The sequence below is a fragment of the Flavobacterium gelatinilyticum genome (assembly GCF_027111295.1).
Taxonomy (GTDB): domain Bacteria; phylum Bacteroidota; class Bacteroidia; order Flavobacteriales; family Flavobacteriaceae; genus Flavobacterium; species Flavobacterium gelatinilyticum.
This window is the reverse complement of the sequence record NZ_CP114287.1, coordinates 4,716,512-4,732,487: the sequence shown is the minus strand read 5'-3', so window position 1 is coordinate 4,732,487 and position 15,976 is coordinate 4,716,512. Positions and strand designations below refer to the sequence as shown.

At 35.1% G+C, this 15,976-nt stretch carries 16 protein-coding genes; 15 read left to right on the top strand and 1 reads right to left on the bottom strand.

Annotation, left to right across the window (positions count from 1 at the left end; translation table 11 throughout):
• Window positions 1–5: 5 nt before the first annotated feature.
• From OZP11_RS20485 to OZP11_RS20415, 15 genes are all read left to right on the top strand, one after another.
• Complete coding sequence (locus OZP11_RS20485; protein WP_281232349.1) at window positions 6–572, top strand: YceI family protein; 567 nt, start codon at window positions 6–8, stop codon at window positions 570–572.
• Between the two features lie 202 nt (window positions 573–774).
• Complete coding sequence (locus OZP11_RS20480; protein WP_281232348.1) at window positions 775–2,052, top strand: hypothetical protein; 1,278 nt, start codon at window positions 775–777, stop codon at window positions 2,050–2,052.
• A 299-nt stretch (window positions 2,053–2,351) separates the two neighbouring features.
• A complete protein-coding gene (locus OZP11_RS20475) occupies window positions 2,352–3,752 on the top strand; it encodes an anthranilate synthase component I family protein (protein WP_281232347.1) in 1,401 nt (466 codons plus the stop codon).
• A gap of 130 nt (window positions 3,753–3,882) precedes the next feature.
• Window positions 3,883–4,326: a hypothetical protein gene (locus OZP11_RS20470; protein WP_281232346.1), complete on the top strand. Its 444-nt coding sequence runs from the start codon at window positions 3,883–3,885 to the stop codon at window positions 4,324–4,326.
• Window positions 4,327–4,443: 117 nt separating this feature from the next.
• Window positions 4,444–5,010 carry an anthranilate synthase component II gene (locus OZP11_RS20465; protein WP_281232345.1) on the top strand — a complete coding sequence of 189 codons (567 nt, stop codon included), beginning with the start codon at window positions 4,444–4,446 and terminating at the stop codon, window positions 5,008–5,010.
• A gap of 83 nt (window positions 5,011–5,093) precedes the next feature.
• Entirely contained in the window at window positions 5,094–6,086 is a 993-nt protein-coding gene (gene trpD / locus OZP11_RS20460) for an anthranilate phosphoribosyltransferase (protein WP_281232344.1), read from the top strand.
• A gap of 87 nt (window positions 6,087–6,173) precedes the next feature.
• Window positions 6,174–6,953, top strand: coding sequence for an indole-3-glycerol phosphate synthase TrpC (trpC, locus tag OZP11_RS20455; protein WP_281235551.1), 780 nt, complete (start codon window positions 6,174–6,176; stop codon window positions 6,951–6,953).
• Between the two features lie 133 nt (window positions 6,954–7,086).
• The gene (locus tag OZP11_RS20450; protein WP_281232343.1) at window positions 7,087–7,719 is read left to right on the top strand and encodes a phosphoribosylanthranilate isomerase; all 633 of its coding nucleotides are present in this window, start codon (window positions 7,087–7,089) and stop codon (window positions 7,717–7,719) included.
• Window positions 7,720–7,731: 12 nt separating this feature from the next.
• A complete protein-coding gene (gene trpB / locus OZP11_RS20445) occupies window positions 7,732–8,913 on the top strand; it encodes a tryptophan synthase subunit beta (RefSeq protein WP_281232342.1) in 1,182 nt (393 codons plus the stop codon).
• Window positions 8,914–9,039: 126 nt separating this feature from the next.
• Window positions 9,040–9,357 (top strand): gamma-glutamylcyclotransferase family protein, encoded by a 318-nt coding sequence (locus tag OZP11_RS20440; RefSeq protein WP_281232341.1) that lies wholly within the window; start codon window positions 9,040–9,042, stop codon window positions 9,355–9,357.
• Window positions 9,358–9,426: 69 nt separating this feature from the next.
• A complete protein-coding gene (gene trpA, locus OZP11_RS20435) occupies window positions 9,427–10,188 on the top strand; it encodes a tryptophan synthase subunit alpha (RefSeq protein ID WP_281232340.1) in 762 nt (253 codons plus the stop codon).
• A 192-nt stretch (window positions 10,189–10,380) separates the two neighbouring features.
• Entirely contained in the window at window positions 10,381–11,010 is a 630-nt protein-coding gene (locus OZP11_RS20430; protein WP_281232339.1) for a TetR/AcrR family transcriptional regulator, read from the top strand.
• Window positions 11,000–12,325, top strand: coding sequence for a TolC family protein (locus tag OZP11_RS20425; protein ID WP_281232338.1), 1,326 nt, complete (start codon window positions 11,000–11,002; stop codon window positions 12,323–12,325). The genes OZP11_RS20430 and OZP11_RS20425 overlap by 11 nt, the downstream gene beginning before the upstream one ends.
• A gap of 12 nt (window positions 12,326–12,337) precedes the next feature.
• Window positions 12,338–13,417, top strand: coding sequence for an HlyD family secretion protein (locus tag OZP11_RS20420; protein ID WP_281232337.1), 1,080 nt, complete (start codon window positions 12,338–12,340; stop codon window positions 13,415–13,417).
• Between the two features lie 5 nt (window positions 13,418–13,422).
• Window positions 13,423–15,009: an MDR family MFS transporter gene (locus tag OZP11_RS20415; protein ID WP_281232336.1), complete on the top strand. Its 1,587-nt coding sequence runs from the start codon at window positions 13,423–13,425 to the stop codon at window positions 15,007–15,009.
• A gap of 166 nt (window positions 15,010–15,175) precedes the next feature.
• On the opposite strand, the gene yaaA is transcribed toward OZP11_RS20415, so the two are convergent.
• Window positions 15,176–15,934: a peroxide stress protein YaaA gene (gene yaaA, locus OZP11_RS20410; RefSeq protein ID WP_281232335.1), complete on the bottom strand. Its 759-nt coding sequence runs from the start codon at window positions 15,932–15,934 to the stop codon at window positions 15,176–15,178.
• Window positions 15,935–15,976 lie beyond the last annotated feature (42 nt).

The following is a 15,976-nucleotide window of genomic DNA, read 5'->3' as shown; positions in this document are numbered from 1 at the left end:
TACACATGAAAAATTTAAAAACAATTGCAATAGCATTATTCGTAGCAGCGGCTGGTTTAACAGTAAACGCACAAACTAAAAAAATCGACGTAAAAGCATCTACTATTAAATGGGTAGGTAAAAAAGTAACAGGAGAGCACTCAGGAACTGTAAACTTTAAAGAAGGTGCTGTAGTTTTCAAAGGAAAAAAATTAACTGGAGGAAGCTTTACAGTTGATATGACTTCATTAACTGCTACAGATTTAACTGGAGAATACCAAGGTAAATTAAACGGTCACTTAAAAGCTGACGATTTCTTTGGAACTGACAAATACCCAACTTCTAAATTAGTTTTCAAAACAATTGGTGCTAAATCTGCTGATGTTTACACAGTTACTGCTGATTTAACTATCAAAGGAATCACTAAACCGGTAACTTTTGATATCACAGTAAACGGAAACACTGCTACAACTGCATTCAAAGTTGACAGAACTAAATACGATATTAAATACAATTCTGGTAACTTCTTCGAAAACTTAGGAGACAAAACTATCAGCGATGATTTCGAATTAGCTGTAACTCTTAAATTCTAATTTCAGGCTTACTAATTCCTACATCAAAAACAGCCCCGACAGCACTTGCTGCCGGGGCTGTTTTATTTAGAAAATTTTCAAAAAGATAACATTCTTAACTTTAATATAACCCTTTCATAACAAGTACCCTCGTATTGATTAACATTCGCCCTATAATTTTGAAGGAAATATAAATCAAAAACTAGAAATTAAAATTATAGTTATGAAAACAAAATTACAAGTTACAATTATTACACTTTTAAGTACATTTTTTTTACACGCCCAGCAACAGGTAAAAGGAATTATTGGCACCAGTAATTGGATGAACAACTGGACCAATTTTAAACCAGCCGTAAATGAATATAATGAAGCAACCAACATAATTGCCGGAACAATCGATAAAGATACCCGATTAGTAAAACGTAATACTTATCATTTAGTTGGTGTGGTGTATGTTACAAATAATGCCACTTTAACCATAGAACCAGGAACAGTAATTCGAGGTGACGATAAAACCTGCGGAACTCTTGTAATTACAAACGGAGCAAAAATTATGGCTGAAGGTCTTGAAACCGATCCAATTGTTTTTACATCAGAAAATGAAAAAAACAATAGAAAGCCGGGCGACTGGGGAGGCATTATTATTTTAGGTAAAGCGCCTATAAATACTTTAGGAGGCATTCACACTTTACCTTTTGATTTAGACCCAACTTTAAATCATTATGGAGGTCAAGACCCTGAAGACAATTCTGGAATTTTGAAATATGTTAGAATTGAATATGCAGGACGAAAATTAAGTGCTTCTAAGGAGTTAAATGGACTTTCTTTAGCCGGAGTAGGAAGAAAAACAGTTTTAAACAACATACAAATCAGTTTTTCAAATGATGATTCTTTTGAATGTTATGGAGGCGACTTAAATATGAGTAACTTAATATCATACAGAACAACAGATGATGATTTTGATTTTACACAAGGTGCACAAATCAACATTTCTAATAGTATTGCTGTTCGTCATCCATTCTCGTCAGATATCTCAGGATCAAGATGTTTTGAAGTAGATTCGTATGATAAAATTCAAAATACAGATATGACCAAAAAAATGACAAAAATTGATGCTTCAAATATCACTTTAATAAATTTGGAAGAAAACAATCAGGGATTGGTTAGGGAATCTATTTATGTAAGAGAAAATACATTTTTCAACTTAAGCAATAGTATTGTTGCTGGTTTTTCGCCTTTTGTTTTATTAGAAGGAAATATTGGAAGCGGAAATGAAAACTTATCAAAAATGAGTTTTAAAAACACTATAGTTAACAATTGTAACGGAGGAATTACAAGCGAATCATCAAGTTCAGACACAGCTATTCAGAATTTTTACAACCCGAACTCAGGAATTTCATACACAAAAATGAAAAATTCAGAGTTATTTGTAACTCCAAACATTAAAGGAGCTCCAGATTTCAGAGCTAATTCAAACAATACTATAGCTATTGGTAATTAAGCTTTTAAACTAATATTTAAAATTAAAATGTAACAAATTTCAAGTTTTAGAAAAGTTTTTTTTGAAAATTTATGCATTCTAATTCAAATTACATTTATATATTTGTCTCAACAAAAACAGATATGAAAACATTAATGAACAATACTTGGTGGTGGAAGAATTTACGTCAAACGTCGTGAACGAAGCTTCCTATGGTACTGTTAAACTATAAATATAAAGGGCTTGTCATCACGACAAGCCCTTTTTTTTGGCCAAAACTTTAGCAGAGAAATATATTAAAAACTAAAAAACAACACACTTTGAAACCTTTTATACTCAACACACATTACAAGCAGATTCTGGCAGACACCATTACGCCGGTAAGTATTTATTTTAAAATAAGAGATAAATTCCCAAATAGTTTGTTACTTGAAAGTAGTGATTATCACGGAAATGATAACAGTTTTTCTTATATCTGCTGTAATCCTATCGCAACAATTAAAATTGAAAACGAAGTAATCTCAAAAACTTTTCCTGACGGAACTTCGGAACAAACTAAAATTGATGCTTCAACAAACATTCCAGAAGTAATCCAGGATTTTTCAAATCAATTTAAATCGGAAAAAAACGATTTTAAATTTATCAATAACGGCCTATTCGGATACATTTCTTATGATGCTGTACGTTATTTCGAGAAGGTATCTATTGCAAAAAAAGACAATGCCACTTCAATTCCGGATGTGTTTTATGCAGTTTACCAAAACATCATTGCCATTAACCACTTCAAAAACGAAGCCTATATTTTCTGCCACAGTGTTGATGGAAGAAACAATATCTCTGAAATTGAACAATTACTACAGTCAAGAAATATCGCTTTATACAAATTCACCAAAGAAGGCGAAGGTTTCTCTAACCTGACCGATGAGGAATTCAAACACAATGTAGCTTTGGCTAAAAAACATTGTTTTAGAGGAGATGTATTTCAATTAGTATTATCTCGACGTTTTACACAAGGCTTTAAAGGAGATGAATTTAATGTTTACAGAGCTTTAAGAAGCATTAATCCTTCTCCGTATTTGTTCTTTTTTGATTACGGGGATTTCAAAATATTTGGTTCTTCGCCCGAAGCACAAATTATTGTAAAAAACAGAAAAGCCGAAATTCACCCAATTGCCGGAACTTTCAAAAGAACCGGAAATGACGAACGTGATGCACTTTTAGCCAAAGAACTTTCGGAAGATAAAAAAGAAAACAGCGAACACGTCATGCTTGTCGATTTAGCCCGAAATGATTTAAGCCGCAACGGACACGATGTAAATGTAGAAAAATACAGAGAAGTTCAGTTTTTCTCTCACGTAATTCACCTGGTTTCAAAAGTCACAGGACATCTACACGACAAAGCAACTACAATGCAGGTCGTTGCTGATACTTTCCCAGCCGGAACTTTAAGCGGCGCTCCAAAACACAGAGCGATGCAATTGATCGAAGACTATGAAAAAACTAATCGTAATTTCTACGGTGGTGCCATTGGAGTTATGGATTTTGACGGAAACTTTAACCACGCCATTATGATTCGTACTTTCCTTTCTAAAAATCATCAATTACATTGTCAGGCCGGAGCCGGAATCGTAGCAAGTTCTGATGAAGAAAGTGAAATGCAGGAAGTTTATAACAAATTAAGAGCATTAAATACCGCGCTGGAAATGGCAGAACAAATTTAGTTTCAAGTTTGTTTTGTTTCAAGTTTGCTTCGCCAGTTCGCTATCGCTCGGGTCAAGTTGGTTGAAACGTGAAACAACCTGAAACTTGAAACTTGAAACCTAAAACAATTAACAACCAACCTATAAACCCATGAAAAAAGCAGTATCAATTTTAGTTTTAATCATTACGATGACATCTTGCAATTCTGAAAAAAAGCACAACCCGATTGAAGGAACCTGGCGTCTTATATCAGCTGAAACAATAGAAAAAGATTCCACTTTTTCCACTTTCAATTCAAAAACAAAAATGATTAAGATTATTAATGATACACATTTTGCTTTTTTGAATCATGATTTAAAAAACGGAAAAGATTCGACAACAGCGGTGTATTTCGCCGGAGGAGGAAAATATACTTTAAAAGACAGTATTTACACAGAAAACTTAGAATTCTTCAACAACCGTGATTGGGAAAACAACAAATTTGAATTTGTAGTGAAAGTGCAAAACGACACATTAATTCAAAAAGGAGTAGAAAAAATAGAAAAATTAGGCGTAGATCGAGTTATTATCGAGAAATACGTTCGAGAAAAATAAGAAAATTTAGTTTCAGGTTTTCTTCGTTTCAGGTTTGCTTCGCCAGTTCGCTATCGCTCGGGTCAAGTTGTTGGAACGTGAAACCAAAAAAACTTGAAACTTGAAACAAAAATAGAAATGAAAAAGATTTTAGTTATAGACAATTACGATAGTTTCACTTACAATTTAGTGCACTATTTAGAAGATTTAAACTGCGAAGTAACTGTTTACAGAAACGACGAATTTGATATTGATGAAATTGCATCTTTCGAGAAAATATTACTTTCTCCGGGACCTGGAATTCCGGATGAAGCAGGTTTATTAAAAGCTGTAATCGAAAAATACAGTCCAACGAAAAGTATTCTTGGAGTTTGTTTAGGACAGCAAGCCATTGGAGAAGTTTTTGGCGGGACACTTTCAAACCTTGACAAAGTATATCACGGCGTAGCTACAAACGTAAAAACAGTCGTTTCAGACGAAATTTTGTTTGAAGGTCTAGGAAACGAATTCGAAGTTGGAAGATACCATTCCTGGGTTGTCGATGCTAATCTGCCTGACGTTTTAGAAGCTACTTCAATCGACGAAAATGGTCAGATTATGTCCCTAAGACACAAAAATTACGATGTAAGAGGCGTTCAGTTTCACCCGGAAAGCGTTCTGACACCAGAAGGAAAAAGGATTTTAGAGAATTGGATTAAGAGTTAGAAGCTTTTTGTTTCAAGTTTCAGGTTTCAAGTTAATGGAACGTGAAACTTGAAACCTGAAACAAAAAAACTAAAAATAAAAAAATGAAAACTATATTAAACAAATTAATCAACCACGAAGTGCTTACAAAAGAAGAAGCAAAAAACGTATTGATTAATATTTCTAGCGGTCAGTATAATCCAAGTCAGATTTCGGCATTTTTGACTGTTTTTATGATGCGAAGCATTACCATTGATGAACTTTCGGGCTTTCGTGAAGCTTTATTAGAATTGTGTGTTCGGGTTGATTTATCAGCTTACAATACAATCGATTTATGCGGAACGGGCGGTGACGGAAAAGATACTTTCAATATCTCGACTTTAGCCTCTTTTGTATCAGCAGGAGCTGGAATTAAAGTGGCAAAACACGGAAATTACGGTGTTTCATCTATTTCGGGATCAAGTAACGTAATGGAGAAAATGGGAATTAAATTCAGCAATGATCCCGCATTTTTAGAAAAATGTATCGATCAGGCAGGAATTTGTGTGCTGCATGCTCCCCTATTTCATCCAGCGATGAAAAATGTTGGACCAATTAGAAAAGAACTGGCGGTAAAAACCTTCTTTAATATGTTAGGACCAATGGTAAATCCGGCTTTTCCACAAAATCAATTAGTTGGAGTTTTCAACTTAGAATTGGCAAGAATGTACGCGTATTTATATCAAAATACGAATACCAATTTCACAATCCTGCATTCGCTTGACGGCTATGACGAAATTTCCCTTACTGGCCCAACAAAAATTATCACCAGTCACATGGAAGGCATGATAAAACCGGAAGATTTTGGTGTTCGTCTTTTATCACAAACCGAAATAGAAGGAGGAAAAACCATCGAAGAATCGGCAGAAATATTCACCAATATTATTTCAGGAAAAGGAAACGACGCGCAGAATAATGTCGTTTGTGCCAATGCAGCTATGGCAATCGCAACGGTTAACAAATGCACACCGCAAGAAGGTTTTGAACTGGCAAAAGAAAGTTTATTCTCTGGAAAAGGATTAAAAGCTTTACAAAAATTACAAGAATTAAGTAAATAATTTTTTAGTTTCAAGTTTCAGGTTTCAAGTTTCAGGTTGTTGGAACGTGAAACTAAAAAGACTTGAAACTTGAAACAAATAAAGACAATGAACATTTTAGATAAAATAATCGTAGATAAAAAACAAGAAGTGATTTTAAAGAAATCGATAATTCCGGTTTCTCAATTGGAAGCTTCTGTATTTTTTGGAAAACAAACCATTTCCCTTAGTCAGAAATTAAGAGAAAGCAATTCCGGAATTATCGCGGAACACAAACGCCGCTCTCCTTCAAAATCAGTTATCAACAATAATTTTACAGTTGAAGAAGTAGTGAAAGGTTACGAAAATGCCGGTGCATGCGGTATCTCAGTTTTAACAGACGGAAAATACTTCGGCGGATCTTTAGACGATTTACTTTTAGCAAGAGCATCAGTAAATATTCCGCTTTTAAGGAAAGAATTTATTGTAGACGAATACCAGATTTTAGAAGCAAAAGCACACGGAGCCGATTTGATTTTATTAATCGCAGCGGTTTTGACCCGAGAAGAAATCAAATCTTTATCTGAATTTGCAAAAAGTTTAGGTCTGGAAGTGCTTCTAGAAGTCCACAATCAGGAAGAACTAGAAAAATCAATTATGCCGACTTTGGACATGATTGGCGTGAATAACAGAAACCTGAAAACATTCGAAGTAAGCTTAGATTTCAGCAAAGAACTGGCATCAAAGATTCCAAATGAATTTGTAAAAGTATCAGAAAGCGGTATTTCATCCGTAGAAGCAATTCAGGAACTAAAACCTTACGGTTACAAAGGTTTCTTAATTGGAGAAAACTTCATGAAAACCGACAACGCAGGCCAAGCAGCTATTGACTTTATAAGTCAGCTGTAGGCAATAAGCTTTAGGCTGTAAGCTTAAAAAAACAGCGAAAAGACACACAATAAAAAAGCATAAAGCATCAAAAAAAATCAGCACAAAGCAAAGAGCTTAAAGCTTATTGCCTACTGCTTAAAGCATCAAAAAAATGAAACTCAAAATATGCGGCATGAAATATCCTGAAAATATCCTCGAAGTAGGCGCACTCCTACCCGATTATATGGGATTTATTTTCTGGGAAAAATCCGCAAGATACTGTGACGGAAATATTCCGGAACTCATAAAAACAATTAAAAAAGTCGGTATTTTCGTCAAGCAGAGTCAGGAAGAAATTCTGGAAAAAGTCGAAAAACACAATTTACAAGCCGTTCAGTTACATGGAGATGAATCTGTTGAATTTTGTTCAGAATTAAAAAAACAGCTGCCAAAGAAAATCGAAATTATTAAAGTATTTTCGGCCAATGAAAATTTTGATTTTGAAGTTATTAAACCTTTCGAAGATGTCTGCGATTATTTTCTCTTCGACACCAAAGGAAAATTACCCGGCGGAAACGGAACAACTTTCGACTGGACGATATTAAAAAAATACAATTCGAAAAAGCCTTTCTTTTTAAGCGGCGGCATCGGAATGAACGAATTAAAAGCCATCGAAGAAATTTCAAAAAGCAATTTACCTATTTATGCTGTCGATGTAAATAGTAAATTTGAGATCGAACCGGGGCTTAAGAATAAAAATCTATTTAGCAATTTCAAACGAAAATTTGATGTTGCCAACTTTTAAAATTTAAATAAAATGAGTTTTAACGTTAACGAAAAAGGATATTACGGAGAATTTGGAGGAGCTTACATACCTGAAATGTTATATCCAAATGTAGAAGAATTACGTCAGCAATACCTAAGTATAATGGATGAACCTGATTTTAAAGCAGAGTTTAACCAATTGCTGAAAGATTACGTTGGACGCCCAAGTCCGTTGTATTTTGCAAAACGCTTATCTGAGAAATACAATACTAAAGTTTACCTGAAAAGAGAAGACTTAAACCATACAGGTGCACACAAAGTAAACAATACCATTGGTCAGATCCTGCTTGCAAAACGTTTAGGCAAAAAAAGAATCATTGCCGAAACAGGAGCCGGACAACACGGTGTAGCAACTGCTACGGTCTGCGCTTTAATGGGAATTGAGTGTATCGTATATATGGGCGAAATCGACATTGCGCGTCAGGCACCAAACGTAGCTCGTATGAAAATGCTGGGTGCAGAAGTACGTCCGGCACTTTCGGGTTCAAGAACTTTAAAAGATGCTACAAACGAAGCCATTCGCGATTGGATCAACAATCCGGTTGATACACATTATATCATCGGATCGGCAATTGGGCCGCATCCTTATCCGGATATGGTAACACGTTTTCAGAGTATTATTTCCGAAGAAATCAAATGGCAGTTAAAAGAGAAAGAAGGACGTGAAAACCCGGATTATGTAGTTGCTTGTATTGGCGGCGGAAGTAACGCTGCCGGAACCTATTATCACTTTTTACACGAACCAGAAGTAGGAATCATTGCCGTTGAAGCTGCCGGAAAAGGGGTCGACAGCGGACATAGTGCTGCAACAAGTAAATTAGGAAAAGTGGGGGTTATTCATGGTTGTAAAACGCTTTTAATGCAGACTCCTGATGGGCAGATTACAGAACCGTATTCAATTTCTGCAGGTTTGGATTATCCAGGAGTCGGGCCTTTGCATGCGCATTTGGCACAAAGCGGACGCGGGGAATTTTTCTCAGTAACAGATGATGACGCCATGAATGCAGGTTTACAATTAACAAAATTAGAAGGAATTATTCCGGCAATCGAAAGCGCACACGCTTTTGCGGTTTTGGATCAGAAAAAATTCAAACCTTCAGATGTTGTCGTTATCAGTCTTTCCGGCCGCGGTGATAAAGATTTAGATAATTATATTGACTATTTTAAATTGTAATAAAAATCGTAATTTGGGCGTTCCCTATGGTCGGGCTGTCCGCTATATCTTTTTATTTTTAAAGAAAAAATAAAAAGGATGCCGCTCCCATCCCTAACGCAATAAATAACGAGAAAAATAGTAATTATGGAAAAGTTATTCTCTTACGGAACATTACGGTCAAAAGAAATTCAGATGCGCCTTTTTAATAAGGTACTAACCGGTACTCAGGATCAGCTGCTGGGTTACAAACTTAAAAGTCTGCAGATAGAAGAAGAATTTGGAATGGCAGATTATGTTGTGGTGGTAGCAAGCGAAAATCCCGCAGATATTATACACGGCGTAGTTTTTAATGTTACTCCTTCAGATCTAGCCAAAGTAGATTTATTTGAATCAAATGCCTACAGAAGAGTTCAGGTAACACTGAAATCCGGAACAACGGCATGGGTTTATCTGGAGAGTTAGAACAAATAAATTAAGTTAAAAAACAATACCTGAAAGGTTTTAAAAACCTGTTAGGATAAAAAATAAAAAATGAACAGAATAACTCAGAAATTACAGGAAGATAAAAAGATACTTTCTATTTATTTTTCTGCCGGATATCCAAACTTAAACGATACTGTGCAGATTATTCAGGATTTAGAAAAAAACGGAGTCGATTTAATCGAAATCGGACTTCCTTTCAGTGATCCTTTGGCAGACGGACCAACGATTCAGGCAAGTTCTACACAGGCACTTCATAACGGAATGACTACTCAAATTCTTTTCGACCAGCTGCAAAACATCCGCGAAAGCGTAAAAATTCCGTTGATTATTATGGGATATTTTAACCCGATGTTACAGTACGGCGTTGAAGCTTTTTGTCAAAAATGCGCTGAAATTGGAATTGATGGTTTAATTATTCCGGATCTTCCGGTTGACGTTTATGCAGATGAATACAAAGCTATTTTCGAAAAATACGGATTAATTAATGTTTTCCTTATTACACCGCAAACTTCAGATGAAAGAATTCGTTTTATCGACAGCGTTTCAAACGGATTTATTTATATGGTAAGCTCTGCAAGTGTTACAGGATCGCAATCTGGTTTTGGAAACGTTCAGGAAGAATATTTTGAAAGAATTTCAAATCTGAATTTAAAAAATCCTCAGATAGTTGGTTTCGGAATTTCAAATAAAGAAACTTTCAATCAGGCAACTAAATATGCAAAGGGGGCTATTATTGGAAGTGCTTTTATTAAACATTTAAGCGAAAGCGGAAGTGGGAAAATTGCTGAATTTGTTGGAGAGATTCGATAATTTTTTCAATTAAATATATAATATTCATTTAAGCTGAAACATCATGATGTTTCAGCTTTTTTTATTATAAAAAAGACTTTTAAAAGCACAAATCATCGAAAATGTTTTCTGTTAATATTTTGTTAAAACAAAATTAAACAAGCGTTTAAATTAAACAAGTGTTTAATTTTGCATTCGATTAGAAACAATACCATGTCAAACATCGAATTAAACGATAAAAAAATTCAGATTCTTAATGTTGCTGAAAAGCTATTTTCTGAGAAAGGATTTGAAGGGACTTCTATACGAGACATATCCAAAGAGGCAAAAATCAATATCGCCATGGTTTCGTATTATTTTGGTTCAAAAGACAGATTACTTGAATCTTTAATTATTTACAAAACTTCTGATTTAAAATTACAGCTTGAAAATCTGCTTCAGGAAAACCTGGAACCGATTGAAAAAGTCAATAAGTTAATTGAAATCTACATTAACAGAATTAGTTGTAATAAAGGAATTTTCAGGGTTCTTCATTTTGAAATCAACTCCAAAAAAAGAGAAAAAAGTCTGAATGCTTTTACAGAACTAAAAAAAGGAAACTTAAAGTCTGTTGAAAGCATTATTGTTCAGGGACAGTCAAAGGGCGTTTTTAGAAAAGACGTCATCATTCCGCTTATTACACCTACGATAATCGGAACCTTTTTTCATTTTCATATGAACAAATCTTTCTATGTAGAATTACTGAATTTAAATACAGAAGAACTGTATAACAATTACATTAAAACCAATCTCACAAAGCACATTCAACAAACTATAAAAGCGCTACTTGTTTATGAAAATTAGTCAATTAATGCTCTTTGGAGTTTTCTTTATAGGAATATCTTCAATAGAAGCACAAGAAAAAACAAGTTTAACTTTAGATGAAGCCGTTAAACTGGCTTGGGAAAAGAGCAATGAAGTTGCGCTTGCCAACACTAAAGTAAACTCGAAAAAATACGAACTGCAGTCCGTTAAGAACAATCAATATCCTGACTTAAAAATTTCAGGTCAGTACCAGCGATTAACAAAAGCTTCAATCGATATGCACAATGGCGATGAGGCCGCATCAGGATCAATGCCGTCTCCGGATCAGGCAATGCTTGGAATGGCAAATCTAAGTCTGCCAATCTTCTCAGGATTTAAAATCCAAAGCAGCATCAATGCTTACGATAATCTTTACGAAGCAGAAACGGCTAACGCAGCAAAAACGAAAGAAGATGTTGCGCTTCGTGTAATTACCTATTACACTGCTTTATACAAAGCTCAAAAAACGCTTGATCTTTTAAACGAAAACCAGAAACAAGCCAAACAGCGTGTTACTGATTTTACCGAATTAGAAAAAAACGGAATCATTCCAAGAAATGATTTATTGAAGGCGCAATTACTAGTTTCTAAAACACAGTTATCTATCGATGAAGCTAATAATAATATTAATAACATCAACTATTATCTAACAACATTGCTTAAATTAGAGCCATCAGTTAAACTTCAGGTTAATGAAGATGATTTCTTTAATTTAAAAACAAACAATGCCCCAACAACTGATGCTTTGGCACTGGAAAGCAGAAAAGATTTAGAAGCTTTACGTTTTCAGTCAAAAGCCAGCGAAGCCAACATTAGAATAGCCAGAGCAGGATACTATCCTACACTTGCTTTATTAGGAGGTTACACTGCTTTAGATCTTAAAGATTTTATTACAGTAAAATATGCCATGAATTTTGGAGTAGGTTTGACGTATGACTTATCAGGTATTCTAAAAAACAATTCGCACGTTAGAGAAGCTGAAAGCAAAGCTCTTGAAGTAAAAAATTCAGAATTAATTTTGACAGACCGTATTAAAGTTGAAGTTCAGAAATCTATCGAAGATTACGATTTAGCTATCAACCAAAGTGTGGTTTACGACGAAGCATTGCAGCAGGCTGCTGAAAATTACAGATTGGTAAAAGACAAATTTGATAATGGTTTATCAGACACAAACGATTTGGTTGAAGCTGATGTTGAGCATTTAAGTGCCAAAATCAATACAGCTTTATCTAAAGCAACTATTATTCAAAAATATTACGAATTACTTTCAGTATCAGGACAATTATCACAATCATTCAATCTTTCAAAAATATAATCGACAGTTCTCATGGAAAAGAAAAAGACAAATAAAAAATTCATCATCATACTTGCAGTTCTGATCTTAGGAGGCGGAACTTACGGAATATCTAAATATTTACACTCTCAGGCGCACGAAGAAACTGATGATGCTCAGATTGAAAAACGAATGAACCCGATTATTCCGAGAGTTTCCGGATATATCAGCAAAGTTTATGTGAAAGATAATGATTTTGTAAAAAAAGGAGATACTTTATTTACTATTGATAAAAGAGATTACCAGTTGAAAATTGATGAGGCTAATGCTGCTTTATTAGGTGCTGAAGGTCAATATGAAGCAGCAAAAGCCGATATTGGAAGCGCTTATGCAAGTATTTCGGTTTCTGATGCGCAAATGAGATCTGCAGGAGGTTCTATCGAAAGTGCAAAAATCAGATTGAGACAGCTTACAAACGATTTTAACCGTTATAACAATTTATACAAAACGCATACTATTACAAAACAGCAATTTGAGCAGGCTCAGACTGCAAAAGATGAAGCCGAAAATCAGGTAAGAGTTTTAGAGCAGCAACAAAGAGCAAGTTCTTACCAAAAATCAGTTATTCAGTCAAAATCTAAAGTCTCTGATAAACAGACTGAAGTTGCAGCGGCAAACATCAAAAAAGCAAAAACAATGCTGGATGTTGCTCACCTAAATCTTTCTTATACTGTAGTAACAGCTGCTATTGACGGTCAGGTTTCTAAAGTTGATATTCAGCCTGGACAATTGGTTCAGCCGGGACAATCTTTGTTCTACATCATCAATAACAATGAAGCATGGGTTGTAGCAAACTTTAAAGAAACACAATTAAACAAAATGGTTGTAGGACAAAAAGTAAGCTTAAAAGTAGATGCTTATCCAAATTACGAATTCAAAGGAACTGTAACATCATTTTCACCTGCGACAGGTTCTCGTTTTTCATTATTACCTCCTGACAATGCAACAGGAAACTTCGTAAAAACAATTCAGAGATTACCTGTAAAAATTAACTTAGACGAATCAAACGATCCTGAAAAAGTAAAACTTTTAAGACCGGGAATGAATGTTGATGTAGACGTACATTTGAAATAAAATAAATGGCAACAGCAGTACAAGACGACGATTTAGTAGAATACGGTTTTAGACGTGTTGTCATTACGATTACGGCAGTACTTTGTGCGCTGCTGGAAATTGTTGACACTACGATTGTAAACGTAGCACTAACAGACATGCGAGGAAGTCTTGGGGCAACCCTGACTGACGTTGCATGGGTAATTACAGCATACGCGATTGCGAATGTTATTGTAATTCCGATGACGAGCTGGCTGTCACAACAATTTGGACGACGTAATTATTTTGTGGCTTCGATCATCATATTTACCGTTTGTTCCTTTTTGTGTGGGAATGCCTCAAATATATGGGAACTTGTAGCTTTCCGTTTCGTACAAGGTATGGGCGGCGGGGCATTACTTGTAACAGCCCAGACCATTATTACCGAAAGTTATCCGGTTGCAAAACGCGGTATGGCCCAGGCTATTTACGGAATGGGTGTAATTGTAGGTCCAACTTTAGGACCGCCTCTGGGAGGTTATTTAGTAGATAATTATTCATGGCCATATATTTTCTACATCAATATTCCGTTAGGAATTATCGCTACTGTTTTGGCGCTGACTTTTGTCAGAAGTCCAAAATATGGAGAGAAATTAAAAGCCAATCAGGTTGACTGGTGGGGAATTATTTTGTTGAGCACCTTTATTGGTTCTTTACAATTTGTACTGGAGCACGGACAGCAGGATGACTGGTTTAACGATTCTTTAATCGTAACCTTAAGTGTTGTTACTGTTCTTGGATTGGTTTTATTTATTTGGAGAGAGCTTACTTACAAGCATCCAATCGTAAACCTGAGTGTTTTAAAAGACGGAAATTTAAGAATTGGAACTATAATGTGTTTCATTCTTGGTTTTGGTTTGTACGGTTCGACTTTGATTATTCCAATTTATACGCAGTCAATTTTAGGATGGACAGCAACTGATGCCGGTTTATTATTAATTCCGGGATCTATTACAACTGCCCTTATGATGCCGTTTGTTGGAAATATGATCCAGAAAGGTGTACCTCAGGGATATATGGTGGGAGTAGGATTTTTAATTTTCTTCTTCTTTACTTTTATGATGTACAGCCGTATGACACCTGATACCGGTGTTGAACATATGTACTGGCCTTTAATTTTAAGAGGAGTTGGTTTAGGATTACTTTTTGTACCTATTACAACACTTTCTCTTTCAACTTTAAAAGGAAAACAAATTGGTGAAGGAGCTGCGTTTACCGGAATGATGCGCCAGCTAGGAGGATCTTTTGGTATTGCGATTATTACCACTTTTATCACTCGTTTCAGCCAGTCACACCGGGTAGATCTGATTAATAATTTAGATCCTGCAAAATTTGAAGTGCAGCAGCGTATTGCAGGAATGCAGCATGCCTTTATGGCAAAAGGATACAGTGCTGATGTTGCTTTGAAAAAAGCCTATCAGGCTATAGAACATTCTGTTATGAAACAAAGTACTGTTATGGCATACATGGATATTTTTCTTTATCTGGGAATTATGTTTTTATGCTGTATACCAATTATTCTCTTTATTAAAAAAGGGAAGAACAAAATTAATGCAGCCGACGCAATGCATTAATGGTTAATGATTATTTATAATACGAAAAAGCCGAGTTCACTTTCCTGGAACTCGGCTTTTTATTTAATATTCAGTGTTCAGCCGCAGTTTTCAAAACTTTGCGAACCTTGCTTCCCGATAGCTATCGGGATTGCGATATTTGCGGTTAAAATTTCAAAGCAAAAAACTACCTTGTAAAAACCAAATGATTCCCTTTAGACAGATTCGCATCAAACTGGTAGCCTTCGTAATTAAATCCTTTTAGGTCGTCAATAGTTTCGGCATTGGTATCGATAATATAACGCACCATCATACCTCTCGCCTTTTTAGCAAAGAAACTGATCATTTTCAGTTTTCCGTCTTTATAATCTTTAAAATCAGGAGTAATAACAGGAACTTTCAAAGCTTTTACATCTACAGCAGAGAAATATTCGTTACTTGCTAAATTCACAAATAACTCGTCTTTTTTCAATTCCTTATTTAAAGCTTTTGTAACGGTAGGTTTCCAGAACTCATGCAGATTTTTAGATTCGGCAACCGGCATTTTGGTTCCCATTTCCAAACGGTACGCCTGCATTAAATCAAGTGGTTTTAAAAGTCCGTAAAGACCTGATAAGATTCTTAATTTATCCTGCAAAGCATCTAATTTATCTAACGGAATCGTATACGCATCCAATCCTGTATAAACATCGCCATCAAAAGTATAAACGGCCGGACGGGCATTTTCTGGTGTAAAAGGTGTTTTCCAGTCCTGATTACGTTTCCAGTTTAAATCGGCCAGTTTGTCTGAAATTGACATTAATTCTGATAATTCAGACGGCTTTTTCTGTTTAACCACTTTATGAACTATTCGGGCTTCTTTTAAAAAAGAAGGTTCAGTATATTGAGATGTTGGTAATTCTTTTTCGAAATTCAGGGACTTCGCCGGAGATATAACAATTTTCATTTGTACGTTTTTGTATGATTCAAAAATACAAATTGAAATTCT

Bases quoted from the DNA above. Each gene is read 5' to 3' on its own strand.
- trpA (WP_281232340.1), top strand. From the start codon at position 9,427: ATGAACAGAATAACTCAGAAATTACAGGAAGATAAAAAGATACTTTCT.
- OZP11_RS20415 (WP_281232336.1), top strand. From the start codon at position 13,423: ATGGCAACAGCAGTACAAGACGACGATTTAGTAGAATACGGTTTTAGA.
- OZP11_RS20485 (WP_281232349.1), top strand. From the start codon at position 6: ATGAAAAATTTAAAAACAATTGCAATAGCATTATTCGTAGCAGCGGCT.
- OZP11_RS20480 (WP_281232348.1), top strand. From the start codon at position 775: ATGAAAACAAAATTACAAGTTACAATTATTACACTTTTAAGTACATTT.
- trpB (WP_281232342.1), top strand. From the start codon at position 7,732: ATGAGTTTTAACGTTAACGAAAAAGGATATTACGGAGAATTTGGAGGA.
- OZP11_RS20425 (WP_281232338.1), top strand. From the start codon at position 11,000: ATGAAAATTAGTCAATTAATGCTCTTTGGAGTTTTCTTTATAGGAATA.
- OZP11_RS20440 (WP_281232341.1), top strand. From the start codon at position 9,040: ATGGAAAAGTTATTCTCTTACGGAACATTACGGTCAAAAGAAATTCAG.
- trpC (WP_281235551.1), top strand. From the start codon at position 6,174: ATGAACATTTTAGATAAAATAATCGTAGATAAAAAACAAGAAGTGATT.
- OZP11_RS20420 (WP_281232337.1), top strand. From the start codon at position 12,338: ATGGAAAAGAAAAAGACAAATAAAAAATTCATCATCATACTTGCAGTT.
- yaaA (WP_281232335.1), bottom strand. From the start codon at position 15,934: ATGAAAATTGTTATATCTCCGGCGAAGTCCCTGAATTTCGAAAAAGAA.
- OZP11_RS20470 (WP_281232346.1), top strand. From the start codon at position 3,883: ATGAAAAAAGCAGTATCAATTTTAGTTTTAATCATTACGATGACATCT.
- OZP11_RS20465 (WP_281232345.1), top strand. From the start codon at position 4,444: ATGAAAAAGATTTTAGTTATAGACAATTACGATAGTTTCACTTACAAT.
- OZP11_RS20450 (WP_281232343.1), top strand. From the start codon at position 7,087: ATGAAACTCAAAATATGCGGCATGAAATATCCTGAAAATATCCTCGAA.
- OZP11_RS20430 (WP_281232339.1), top strand. From the start codon at position 10,381: ATGTCAAACATCGAATTAAACGATAAAAAAATTCAGATTCTTAATGTT.
- trpD (WP_281232344.1), top strand. From the start codon at position 5,094: ATGAAAACTATATTAAACAAATTAATCAACCACGAAGTGCTTACAAAA.